General features: G+C 68.9%; 11 protein-coding genes. 8 read left to right on the top strand and 3 right to left on the bottom strand.

Going from position 1 to position 11,436, the window contains the following annotated elements; all coding sequences use genetic code 11:
• The first annotated feature begins 142 nt into the window (after positions 1–142).
• Positions 143–1,183, top strand: coding sequence for a hypothetical protein (locus OV090_RS06395; RefSeq protein WP_267702601.1), 1,041 nt, complete (start codon positions 143–145; stop codon positions 1,181–1,183).
• A gap of 67 nt (positions 1,184–1,250) precedes the next feature.
• On the opposite strand, the gene OV090_RS06390 is transcribed toward OV090_RS06395, so the two are convergent.
• Positions 1,251–2,903: an alkaline phosphatase PhoX gene (locus tag OV090_RS06390; RefSeq protein ID WP_267702600.1), complete on the bottom strand. Its 1,653-nt coding sequence runs from the start codon at positions 2,901–2,903 to the stop codon at positions 1,251–1,253.
• A 256-nt stretch (positions 2,904–3,159) separates the two neighbouring features.
• On the opposite strand from OV090_RS06390, the gene OV090_RS06385 reads away from it, so the two are divergent.
• The gene (locus OV090_RS06385; RefSeq protein ID WP_267702599.1) at positions 3,160–4,191 is read left to right on the top strand and encodes a serine/threonine-protein kinase; all 1,032 of its coding nucleotides are present in this window, start codon (positions 3,160–3,162) and stop codon (positions 4,189–4,191) included.
• Positions 4,192–4,221: 30 nt separating this feature from the next.
• Here OV090_RS06385 and OV090_RS06380 read toward each other — a convergent pair whose 3' ends face one another.
• Positions 4,222–5,064, bottom strand: coding sequence for a metallophosphoesterase (locus tag OV090_RS06380; RefSeq protein ID WP_267702598.1), 843 nt, complete (start codon positions 5,062–5,064; stop codon positions 4,222–4,224).
• 119 nt (positions 5,065–5,183) lie between these two features.
• Here OV090_RS06380 and OV090_RS06375 point away from each other — a divergent pair, with 119 nt between their 5' ends.
• From OV090_RS06375 to OV090_RS06350, 6 genes are all read left to right on the top strand, one after another.
• Positions 5,184–5,429 carry a carboxymuconolactone decarboxylase family protein gene (locus tag OV090_RS06375; protein WP_267702597.1) on the top strand — a complete coding sequence of 82 codons (246 nt, stop codon included), beginning with the start codon at positions 5,184–5,186 and terminating at the stop codon, positions 5,427–5,429.
• 120 nt (positions 5,430–5,549) lie between these two features.
• Entirely contained in the window at positions 5,550–5,768 is a 219-nt protein-coding gene (locus OV090_RS06370) for a hypothetical protein (protein WP_267702596.1), read from the top strand.
• Entirely contained in the window at positions 5,729–7,051 is a 1,323-nt protein-coding gene (locus tag OV090_RS06365) for a DUF3179 domain-containing (seleno)protein (protein WP_346660354.1), read from the top strand. Before OV090_RS06370 ends, OV090_RS06365 begins: the two co-directional genes overlap by 40 nt.
• A gap of 471 nt (positions 7,052–7,522) precedes the next feature.
• The gene (locus tag OV090_RS06360; RefSeq protein WP_267702595.1) at positions 7,523–7,765 is read left to right on the top strand and encodes a hypothetical protein; all 243 of its coding nucleotides are present in this window, start codon (positions 7,523–7,525) and stop codon (positions 7,763–7,765) included.
• Positions 7,766–7,930: 165 nt separating this feature from the next.
• Positions 7,931–8,416: a hypothetical protein gene (locus tag OV090_RS06355; protein WP_267702594.1), complete on the top strand. Its 486-nt coding sequence runs from the start codon at positions 7,931–7,933 to the stop codon at positions 8,414–8,416.
• A gap of 702 nt (positions 8,417–9,118) precedes the next feature.
• Positions 9,119–9,949 (top strand): DNA alkylation repair protein, encoded by an 831-nt coding sequence (locus OV090_RS06350; protein WP_267702593.1) that lies wholly within the window; start codon positions 9,119–9,121, stop codon positions 9,947–9,949.
• Between the two features lie 80 nt (positions 9,950–10,029).
• Here OV090_RS06350 and OV090_RS06345 read toward each other — a convergent pair whose 3' ends face one another.
• A complete protein-coding gene (locus tag OV090_RS06345; RefSeq protein WP_267702592.1) occupies positions 10,030–11,232 on the bottom strand; it encodes a hypothetical protein in 1,203 nt (400 codons plus the stop codon).
• Positions 11,233–11,436 lie beyond the last annotated feature (204 nt).

The raw sequence follows: 11,436 nt of genomic DNA, 5'->3' as shown, positions 1-11,436 counted from the left end.
ACATTGGCAATCGCCGCCTCGCTCGAATGTGAGCCGCGGGCGGCGCGGCCGACATGACGTATTTTTTATCGTTGCGCCGCGATCCGGGCGATCCAAGAACCTCGGTCGAGTCCGGAGCCAATACCCGGATCGGAGGCGAAAGATGCGGCTCGAACATGCATTCACGAAGTGCCCGGGGACCAAGAAAGGCGATCCGGCAGAATACCTCATCGACGGCGTCAACGAGGGCCAGTACGACCACGGGGTGGTGGAGCTGCTCTCGGTCGCGTCGGCCTGGTCCTACGCGGACCTGGGGACGTACACCGATCGGCTGTGTCAGATGGGCCTCGAGGGCGAGGTCGTGAGCGTCTGCGTGCGCAACGAGGCGATCCTCGTCGACGCGAAGGCCTACCTGTACCAGAGCGCCGACAAGCGGCTCGGGATCCTCACCCTCCGCGGCGTCGAGCAGGACGACATCATCCCGTGGCTCACCGATCCGCGGGCGACGATGACGCCGTTCCCGACGGTCGGCTCGGCCCACGGCGGCCTCTATCGCAGCGGTATGGCCCTCTGGCCGACCCTGCGCGAATTCCTGGCAGCGTTGTACACGGGCAAGCCGCTCGGCAAGCGGCTGGTCGAGCTGTCCCCGAAGAAGTCGGGGAAGCGGCCCGAGAGCGAGGTCGAGCAGATCGGCAAGAAGAAGCCGCAGCTCGAGGCGCTCTACATCACCGGGCACAGCACGGGTGGCTCGCTCGCCGGTATGGCGACGGCCGGTATCCATATCGACCCGAAGTTCGCGCCGATGCGCCCGCTGGTGCGCGGACTGTATGCCTACGGCCCGGCGATGTTCGCCGACCCGACGCTCGCCAGGACCCTCGACAAGCTGTTCGGCGAAAAGACCTATCGCTTCATGTACGAGAACGACTTCGTCACGAAGATGCCGCCGCTCTCGGTCGGGCGTTACGAGCACTTCGGGCGCCAGATGGTCTCGTCCAACCGCGACGGGGTATGGGTCGAAGAGCTGCGGCTGGATCGCCAGATCCGGGCGCATGTGACGGCGAACCTGGTCGGTGCGATCGCTCGGGCGAAGGACGCGATCTATCTGTCGATGTCCCCGACCATGCGGTACGCGTGGGGCGACCATTCGCCGACCAACTACATGCGGATCTCGCGGAACGCCTACGTCGGCCTCGGCCATCCGTGAGCGGCGAGGGCGGGCTCGGGCGCAGGTCCCGAGCCCGCCCGGTCGATCGTCGAGAGAAATGCTGCGCTCAGGCGTCGCCCGGCTCGCGGTCGTCCACGGCCGCGGGGCGGGTGATGCCGCGCAGGACCGCGACGCCGACGGCCGTGAGCGCGAGGTCGGACAGCGGGTCGCCGCGCGTCGTGTCGCAGCTGCACCCGGCCGGATCGCCCTGGGCGCCGCCGCCGTCGCTGTCGCCGGTCGTCGACGATTCACCGGTGCTGTCATTCGTGCCGGCGGTGCTCGGCGCGTCGCCGGTGGTCGGATCGCCGGTGTCGCCCTCGGTGCCGCCGGCGCTGCCGTGCGAAGTGGTCGGCGCGGGGCCATCGCTGGTGCCGTCGCCGGTGGTGGCATTGTCGGTGGTGCCGTCGCTGTCGGTGCCGTCGCTGTCGTCGCCGGTGGTGCCGGGCTGCTCGACCGCGGGGAACGGGCCGCGAATGGCGAGGGTGATGCCGTCGCCCTGGATGTTGACGAACAGGGTCTTGCCGTCGGGTGAGAAGCAGACGCCGGCGAACTCGCTGTCGCTCTGGGCGTTGCTCGCGAAGTCGTAGACCTCGCCGGTGGGCGCGAGGACGCGGACGAAGTTGTCGCCGTCGCCGTCCTCGGCCATGAACACCTCGCCCCACGGCGCGACGCAGATGTTGTCGGGCATGTCGAGCAGGTCCTTGTCGTCGGAGCGAGCCAGCAGCTCGAGCGTGGCGCCGCGTTCACGATCGACGAGCTTGAAGATCTGGCCGCCTGCCGCCGGGCCGCCGCTGGTCGAACAGACGTAGACCGCGCCCTCGAAGAACCAGATGCCCTCGCCGCGGATGAACAGCGCGGCGCCGCGGTCCTGGGCCTGCTCGCGCAGGCTGTCGTCGGCGGGGTTGGGCTCGTCGATGTCGACCCATTCGCACTCGACGGTCTCGGAAACGTCCATGAGCGTGGTGAGGAAAGTGTCCTGATCGAGGGCCTTGAGCGCCTGCAGCTTGCCGGTGAACGGATCGGCCTTGTCGGCGGGCACGAAGCGGTAAAGACAGCTGTCGGCGCGGTCCTCGGTGAGGTAGGCGACGAAGGTTTCCGGGTCGACGCAGGCGGCCTCGTGATTGCAGCGACCGTAGCCGACGATCCGCTGCGGCATCTGGACGGTCTCGGCGTCGGTCCGGCACAGGAACACGTAGCCGTGGCCGTCGTCCATGTTCTCCTCGCAGCTCAGCCAGCCCCACGGCGACAGGCCGCCGGCGCAGTTGCGGATCGTGCCGACCAGCACGAGGTTGCTGGCGAGGACCTCGAGGGTGTCGCCGTCGAGCACGGTGCGCGTGACCCCGCCGACTGCGTCCGGATCGTAGGCCTCCGGCGGCGGGTCCTGGCCGGGGCCGTACGGGCTGTCCGAGGCCTCGGGGCTGAGCTCGTGGTTGCGCATCAGGACGATGGTGTCGTTCGGCCCGGCGAACGCTCCCATCGCGTCCGGCGCTCCGGGCACGCGATAGCCGTCGGTCATCGCGTCGCTGGTCTGGCTGACGATGGTGTACGAGAAGCCCGCGGGCAGGTCGAGCAGGCCCTCGGGATCGGGGACGAGCGCGCCGTAATCGGCGCGCGCGGTACGGTGATAGGAGAACACCAGCGGCAGGGACGCGGCGGCGGCCATCGCCGCGCCGCCGCGCAGGAAGGTGCGACGCTTGAGCATGGGGTCGTACGGACGCATGGCGCGCATCCTGGTGAAAGCGCGGAGTGCTGACAAACGACGTCTCGGCCGATGATTCGGCGCGAATGTCACGACCCCACGGTGAATGTCACGAGTCCACGGCGCGCGGGGGCGCGCGTGACCCGGCCGTGACGCGCGCGCGGGAGCAGTCTATTTTCCGGGACAGACACGGGGGCGCTCGCGCCCCCGATCGAAGCCGCGCTGCGGGCTGATGGCCCCGAGCCGCCCGGGGTTCTGTGTTACCCTGGATCCGCAGGTGCAGGACTCCCTCCCCGTCGGCACGCTCATCGACGACCGCTACCGCCTCGTTCGGCTGCTGCGGAAGGGGGGAATGGGCGAGATCTACGCCGCGGAGCACCTCCACACCCACAAGCGGGTGGCGATCAAGCTGCTGCGCGAGCCGTGGAGCCGCGAGCCGGTGACGCGCGAGCGGTTCAAGCGCGAGGCGCAGGCGACGTCGCAGATCGTCCACGACCATATCGTCGAGACGCTGGACTTCGGGGTGACGCCCGACGGGGTCTGCTACCTGGTGATGGAGCTGCTCTACGGCGAGGACCTGCAGGCCACGCTGTTGCGCGAGGGCCGACTGCCGCTGCGGCGCGCGGCCGACATCGTCATGCAGATCTGCAGCGCGCTGGCCGAGGCGCACCGCCACGGCATCATCCACCGCGACCTCAAGCCGGCCAACTGCTTCCGCGTGGGCTTCCGCGGGGTCCAGGACTTCATCAAGCTGATCGACTTCGGCATCGCCAAGCGGCTGCCCCGCGGCGTCGACAACATCAGCCAGGAGTCGGTCGCGCTGACGGCCGAGGGCACGATCCTCGGCACGAGCTTCTACATGGCGCCGGAGCAGTCGACCGGCGGACCTATCGATCATCGCATCGACGTGTACGCCGCCGGGGTGGTGCTGTTCCAGCTCGTCACCGGCAAGCTGCCGTTCCGCGGGCCGACGGCCGCCGATACGTATCGCCTGATCCTCACCGCCGAGGTGCCCTCGGCCCGCAAGACGGCGCCCGAGGCCGAGCTGCCGGCCGCGCTCGACGAGCTGTTCCGCAAGGCGCTGCGCAAGCAGCCCGACAAGCGCTACGGGTCGATGGACGAGCTCGGGGCGGCGATCGCGGCGGTGGTGTCCCATGCCTCGAAGGACAGGCCGAAAGGCGAGGGCGCGACGGCGGCGGTCCGCGACGCGGCGGCCGCGAACCGGCGCGGGCTGCGGATGGTCGGCACCGTGGCGCTGGCCGCGGCGCTGGTGACTGCGCTGGTGATCGCGCTGATCTGGCGGATGTGATTCGGGACATGTCCCGAGGGACATGCCAGGTCAGGCGACGTCGAGCACCCGCTGGAGGGCCGGGCGGCGGTACTCGGCGCCGCCGGTGAGCACGGTCAGGTTGGCGAGGATCTGGGCCTCGCCGGCGCCGTGGGTGTGACCGCAGAGGACGGTGAGGCGGCGGTCGGGCCGGGCCGCGGCGGCCTCGCGCAGGGCGTCGCCGACGGCCGCGCAGGTGAAGTAGGGCTGCCAGTCGTCGTCCGAGTGACGGCCCTCGTGCCAGCAGGCCTCGGCGAACGGCGGCACGTGGGTGACGACGACGACCTCGGCGAACTCGCGCAGGGCGTCGCGCAGGAGCGGGCGCAGGGCGGCCGCCTCGGCGTCGCCGCGGGCCCGCAGCTCGGCGTGCAGGCGGCTGCGGCTGGTGCCGCGGAACCGCCGCGGGTCGGCGCGCGCGACCGGGTCGAGGGTGCCCGCAAGCTCCTCGATGTGGAAGAAGTCGTTGAGCACGACGGGCGTGCTGTCGGGCTTGCCGACCCGCGCGTCGGCCCAGCCGTCGCAGCCGATCAGACCTGTCCGATCGGTCAGGCGCACGACGCCGGCCGCAGGCAGCCACGAGAGCCGCGGCCGCCGGGCCCCGAGGTCGAGCACTGCCGCGCGCACGGCCGCGACGGAGCTGCCGTAGTAGTCGTGGTTGCCGAGGACGAAGTAGATGGGCCCCGGCACGCCCTGGGCGAGCAGGCGCAGGTGATGCTCGAGGGTCTCGGCGTGCGAGAGGTCGCCGCTCAACACGAGCGCGTCGGCCCGCGGCGCGGCGAGCTCGGCCGCGAACCGCCGCACCTGCCCGTCGTCGAGGAAGTCGAGGTGGATGTCGGTCGCCCAGGCGAGGCGCACGGGCCGAGCATAGCCCGACCCGTGCGCCTCGCGGGAGACGAAGGATTTTGCGGCTTTCGATGGGCGAGGCGGCGCCGCGGACCTCCCCGCGGCGCGCCGATCGCGGTACAGTCGCCGGCATGGCATGGATCCGGATCGTCGACCCCGAGCACGCTGACGGCCTCCTGGCGCGGATCTACCGCGCCGCGCTCGCGCGCGCCGGGAAGATCTTCAACGTGCTGCGGATCCAGAGCGTGCAGCCGCGCGTCCTGCAGGCGTCGCTCGACCTGTATCGTGAGCTGATGTTCGGCCCCGGGCCGCTGTCGCGGGCGCAGCGCGAGATGATCGCGGTGGCGGTGTCTCGCACCAATCACTGCGTGTATTGAACGCGCGCGCACAGCGACGACCTCCGGGCCGAGGTCGAGGCACAACCCGATGTCCACGCCATCGCCGACGCGCTCGAGCGCGACCCGGATCGCGCTGCCCTGTCACCGGCGGACCGGGCGATGATCGACGTGGCAGTGGCGCTGACGCGCGACAGCCGGGCGATCGATGCGGCGCGGATCGAGGGTCTGCGGGCGCACGGGTTCGACGACGTGGCGATCCACCAGATCGTGCAGATCACGGCGCTGTTCAATTATTACAATCGCCTGGTCGACGGGCTCGGCGGCGAGTTCGAACCCGAATGGGGAGAGGACCCGCTGGCGCCGGATCGCAAGCGGTGAGGCGGGACGCCGGTCTGGGTGTGTGGGGGGAGGAGGCGACGTGCGGCGAGCGGGAGACAGGGCGTGCGCGGCGGTGTAACCTGCCCGGTATGCCCTCTCATCGTCGTCCGTTCGTGCTGCTGGGTCTCGGCGCGCTGCTCGTCGCCCTGGCGACCCTGATCACGCCGCTGTGGGTGATGCGCCCGTTCCGGCCGCAGGGGCCGACCGAGCTGGCAGTCGCGCTGTGGGTGCTGCGCTTCGGGCCGTGGCTGCTCCTCGGGGCAGGTCTCATGGCCGTGGCGGCAGTGGTGCGCGCGTGGCCCGGCGGGTGGTGGCGGCGGATCGCTGCGGTGGCGATGCTGGTGCTGACGCTCGGCGCGGGCGGATTGTCGCGCATCAACGTATTCGAAAAGATGTTCGCGCCCATGCCGGCCCCACGCTTCGCGGCCGCGAGCGAGTCGGGTCTGCCGGACGAGGCGATCGTGATGGCTGTGCGGGTGGGCGAGCAGGCGCGCGGATACCCGGTAGAGGTGATGGCGTATCACCATGTGCTCAACGACGTGGTGGGAGACGCGGCGATCGTCGTGACATATTGAACGCTCTGCCACACCGGTCTGGTGTGGACGCGGACAATCCAGGGCAAGACGCTGACGTTCCACCTCGCGGGGATCCACAACCAGAACTTCCTCATGCGCGACGAGGAGACTGGGAGCTTCTGGCAGCAGGTCACCGGCGAATGCGTCGCAGGGCCGATGCGCGGGGCGCAGCTCGAGCGGGTCCACAACGACGAGCTGACGATCGCGCGGTTCCGGGCCGAGTCGCTGACGGGCCAGGTGCTCCTCGGGGAACCTGGCCATTCGGACAGCTACGAGCGCGACTGGGAGCTGGGGATTGACGAGTTGCCCACTGTCGTCGACACCAGTGATTCACCGCTGCCGCCGCGCGCGCTCGTGGCAGGGGTCGCAGTCGGAGGCAAGGCGAGGGCGTACGAGGCGAGCCGGCTGGCGGCCGAGCCGGTGATCCTCGACGAGATCGGGGAGGTGCCGGTGGTGCTGTGGTCGGGCGGGGGACGCATGCTGCGGGCGTTCGAGCGCCGCGTCGACGGCAAGGCGCTGCTGCTCGCGCCTGCCGATGGCGAACATCTCCGCGACGCGGAGACGGGGAGCTTGTGGGACTTCCGCGGCTGCGCAGTCGAGGGGCCGCAGGCGGAGGCGAAGGTGTGCATGACGTCAGTTCCTGTCCTTTGGGACTATTGGTTCGATTGGCGGGCGTATAACCCGGAGACCGATATCTACGGGCGATAAGCCGATGCCCTCGCTAGCCAGGCGGCGATGAGACAGTTGGGGCACGCCGGTAAGCAGGGATGTGCCTCGCGGGCTGGCGGAGTACCAAAGTGGTAAAAAGTACTGCGTGAGCGCGGGCACAGTGAATCAGACCGCGACTACGACCGGGAGCTCGCGCGTGGCCCACGGCATCGCCGCCTGCCCCTGTTCAGTCTGGCGAGCGCGGCAACGCGTGCTTGACGCGCGCATGCGTGCCGGCGCGTTCGACGGGACGGCAGCACGCGCGAGATGCAGACACCGTGACAGGGCCGCCAGCGGCCCTTTGCGCACGCGGCCCGTCGCCCGCCGATTGCTGCACCCGGGGAAACAGTCCTTGTCCGCTCAGGCGGCTACCGGGCGACGTCGCGGCCGACTACGGTGAGCACACGTCGTTGGAGTCGAAACCTACGTGTATCGCAACGTTCTTACGGCCCCAGGCCGACGACGCAGGACATGACCCAGGCGGCGCTGAAATTTCCCCAGGACGTCGACCCGTCGAGCGGAGAGAGGCCGATCATCTATCAGTTTGCCACGCTCGATTACACCGGGGTGTCGCCGACGCTCACCGTGCCGTCGATCGACAATCGCCTGGACAGGATGGACTACTGCGCCCTCCTCGCGCACTTCGACATGACGAATAACGACCTCGCCGGGGTGGGGCGTCTCCGCCGTCAACAGGTCGAACTGGCAGAATAGCCTCGACCGCGCGAAAGCGGCGATCGACCGGGGCGATGGACGCGAGTGCTGCCGAAGGTCCTTCCTCTCTAGAACGAGACCGTCAAGGACCCGGGGCCGCGCGAACCCTCGGGTCCGTACGAACCACGCAACTGCAACAAAGACAGAAGGTAGCCAGGTAACAGCATGCCACAGCAGACATCAGGAACGTTCACCATCGTTTATAACCTGTTCAGCAATCTGGGCGGTCCCGACCTTCAGTTCGGGATGGACTTCACGCTGACGTGTACGACCGAGGCGGCACTCTGCCAGCTCATCTTTCCCGCCACCGAGGTCGGGATGAATAAACCCGGGAAGTGGAACATCGACAATCATCAACCGGCGGGCAGCGCGTCGTCGCTTGTTTTCGCCAAGGCCGAGCGCGGCACGATCGACGACAAGCCCAGGGAGCTCCGAGGCCGGAACCACGGGGTCATGCGGACGAAATTCGCGGTGTACCAGGTCGACGTGGCGGCGATGAAGCTCTACACCACCGGGGTGAAGTTCAGCTACAGCATCAACACGAGCGACGCCTCACCGGCGGTGGTTTTCGAGGGCTTCGAACGCTCCGACCTCCCCAATGAACAACGGGGAGTGATCGCCCTCAAGTGCCCCCTCATCAAATTCAGCTAGACTGTGCGGTGGAGGGACTGCAGGCGGAAGTCAAGGCTTGCATGCCTGCAGCGGCTGTCCTCTCGGACTGTTGGTTCGACTGGAGGGCGTACAATCCGGGTACCGATATTGAAACACGCGGCGCCCCGAGTGGGGCGCCGCGCAGGTTGCCTCAGGCCATGCCAATGGTCGGGCCGGCCTTGACCTTGCTCTTTACCTTCATGACGCTTTCCTTTCTCGGGTCCCGAGGGGCCACGGGTCGATGGCTCCATTCAAGCCGCGCCGAGCATGGCTGGGGTCGCCGTGCTAGTCCACCACCCCGGCCAGGCGCGACCGCGACCGTGCGCGACGCTCCAACTTTTCGACGCCTGCCATGGCGCAGCGTCGGCACACCAGTTGGCAGCGGAGCGTCGGTGCTCTCAAGCAAGCGCGCGTGGACGATCGCGTGGCGGCCTCGCGGACCGGGGCGATCGCCCGCTCGTCGGCGATGGTTCGACCCATCGGCATCGACGCGCGCGACGAAGAGCGCTCCGCCTGTCCAGCCGACCTCGCGCCCCACTCGAGGTCGAGCCGCTCGAGCGTGATCTGGCAGGTCGTCCGTGGGCGAGGTTCTGCTACCCGTGAGCATCGACGGCGCCATGCCCAGCGCGGTCCGAGGTAGCGAGCCCAGCGGGCTTCATGGCGGCGACGGAGCACGCGACCCATCGCTTGTGACCTCGCCGCTTGCGCGCCGCGATGGCCTCCGCTAAGGAGGCGTGCATGCCGCAGCAGGTGACGCTCTCCCAGGTGATGCAGCAGCTCGAGGCCCAGGGCGACGACAAGGTGCGGCAGCGGTACGTGCGGGACGGCGCCGGAGACAATGTGTTCGGCGTGCTGCTGGGGAAGATCCGCGGCCTCGCGCAAGCGCTGGGGACGAATCACGCGCTGGGCCTGGAGCTGTGGGCCAGCGGAAACCATGAGGCCCGGATCTTGGCCTGCATGTTGCTCGATCCCGGGGCGCTCACGGAGAAGGAGGCGCGCGCGCTGCTCGAGCCGCTCTCTCATCCCACGCTGGTGGACGAGTTGGTCGGACGCGTGCTCGTGCATGCGCCCGTCGCCGAGGCGCTGCAGACCCGCTGGATCGACGGTGACGCGGAGCTGCCGCGCCGGGCCGGGTGGAAGCTCCTGGCCGGCCGCATCGCCCGCGGGCTGGCCAAGGACCTCGACGTCGAGGCGACGCTCGCGCGCATCGAGCGAGAGCTGCCGGCGGCTCCGTACCGGGTGAAGGAAGGCATCAATTACTGCCTCGTCTGGATCGGCCTCCACGTGCCGGGGTACACCGAGGCGGCGATCGCCATCGGCGAGCGTCTGGGCCGGTGGGACGACAGGCCCATTCCGAAAGGCTGCACGTCGAGCTATGCGCCGGAGTGGATCGCGGCAGCGCTCGCGCTGCGAAGAGGGGAGAAGACCGAGGCGCGACAGGCGATGGAGTCGGCGTCCGCGAAGAAGAAGGCCGCTCCGGTCAAAAAGAAGAGCGCCGCGAAGAAGAGCTCCGCCGCGAAACACGTGCGCTGAGCTCTCGGCCGAGCCGGACCGGTGAGGCTATGCGGGCGCAACGGCCCCCGCGGTGAGGGCCGTTGCGAGCGGGGCAGGCGCTACCTGGGCAGCCGTTCGACGATCCAGGCGCCGAGCTCGGCGGTGATCGAGGTGTGCAGGGTGTTCTTGCTCGAGATCTTGAAGTCGTCGAACGGCGTATCGTCCGGCGTGAGATTCGAGAGGTCGGCGTTCAGGTCGGCCCAGACGTCGCGATTTCTGACCGCCAGGGCGCTCGCCGTCGGGACGAAGCTGGTGAGCTCGTTCCGCAGTTCCACGGTCGCCCCGGCCTCTCGCAGCTTCTCGGCGGCGAGTCCGAAAGTCCGCAGCTTGCCGCCGGCCACCGAGTCGGCAGCAGGCAGGCCGCTGGTGAGCTTCTTCGTGGGGATCCCCGTCAGGTTGGGGAACTCCGCCACGAGCTGCCCGTCGCCCGTGGGCTGCTGGTAGAGCGTGCCGTTGAACCTGCCCGTGGACTTCAGCGCCACGATCCCGCCGCCCTGGATCGTGTTGTCTGCCGCGAGCGCGCCGTTCGCGACCGCGAGCAGGCGCGGCATTTGGGGCCAGTCGCCGAACCTGCTCAGGATGTCGAGGAAATCCTGCCGCAGCGGGCTCGGGTCCGTATTGTCGGTCATCTCGTTGATGTGATACCGTAGGAGCTGCTGGGCGGCCGGGCTGTTGATCATCTGGGACATCTCCGGCGCGGTGAGGATCAGCCGGTGCGCCAGCGCCTGCATGGCGACCGGCATCCAGGCGCCGTGATGCGGGCTGTCGTAGCAGATGTAGGTCGAGGTCTCGTGCATCATCCGCTGCGTCTCCATCTTGGCGAGCACGAGCCGAGTGATGAGCCCGCCCATGCTGAAGCCGCCGAAGGTGAGCGGGGAACTGCCCAGTCGCTCCGCGATCGCCCGCATGAGGCAATGTTGGGCGACCTCGGCGTTGTCCAGGATCGAGGCGGTGCAGTCCTTGTAGCCGAGGATGATCACGTCGTAGCCGCGCTCGCGCAGGGTCGAGACGAACGGATACTCCCCGAGCTCCATCCCCTTCCACATGTCCTCGAGCCGGGTCTCGCCCGCGTGGAAGCCGTCCGAGAGGATGACGGGCCTCGTCAGGGAGGACCTGCCCCTCGCGTGGAACACCCACGCCATTCCGCCCGCGCGGGGCCCCGGAATCTCCCAGAGCGTGTAGTCCTCGGGGGGGAGCTGAATGTCCCGGCCCGTCCCGCTCAACCCCGTCAGATCCCAGCTATTCACCGTCAGTTCAGTCATGAGTCGTGTCCTTCTTTCCGGTTGTCCAGCCATGGACTGTCTACAATCGTGTCGCGCTGTTTGCCATGGGACCTTGGTCTTATGCGAGCCGTGACGGGGTGCGAATACGATCTGCTGCCCGCGCCACTCGCAGAAGCTCGAACCGCGCCCGTCTGACGGGCGCGGTTCGAGCTTGAACGATGATGGGATCGAGAACCGCGGTGC

This window comes from Nannocystis sp. RBIL2 (assembly GCF_026626745.1).
In the GTDB taxonomy this organism is placed as follows: Bacteria; Myxococcota_A; Polyangia; order Nannocystales; family Nannocystaceae; genus Nannocystis.
Note: the sequence above shows the minus strand (reverse complement) of the source record. Positions and strands in the feature narration are given on the sequence as shown.

Excerpts from the sequence above, each read along its gene's own strand:
- OV090_RS06360 (WP_267702595.1), top strand. The coding sequence starts at position 7,523 with ATGACCCAGGCGGCGCTGAAATTTCCCCAGGACGTCGACCCGTCGAGC.
- OV090_RS06375 (WP_267702597.1), top strand. The coding sequence starts at position 5,184 with ATGGCATGGATCCGGATCGTCGACCCCGAGCACGCTGACGGCCTCCTG.
- OV090_RS06395 (WP_267702601.1), top strand. The coding sequence starts at position 143 with ATGCGGCTCGAACATGCATTCACGAAGTGCCCGGGGACCAAGAAAGGC.
- OV090_RS06355 (WP_267702594.1), top strand. The coding sequence starts at position 7,931 with ATGCCACAGCAGACATCAGGAACGTTCACCATCGTTTATAACCTGTTC.
- OV090_RS06345 (WP_267702592.1), bottom strand. The coding sequence starts at position 11,232 with ATGACTGAACTGACGGTGAATAGCTGGGATCTGACGGGGTTGAGCGGG.
- OV090_RS06390 (WP_267702600.1), bottom strand. The coding sequence starts at position 2,903 with ATGCGTCCGTACGACCCCATGCTCAAGCGTCGCACCTTCCTGCGCGGC.
- OV090_RS06370 (WP_267702596.1), top strand. The coding sequence starts at position 5,550 with ATGATCGACGTGGCAGTGGCGCTGACGCGCGACAGCCGGGCGATCGAT.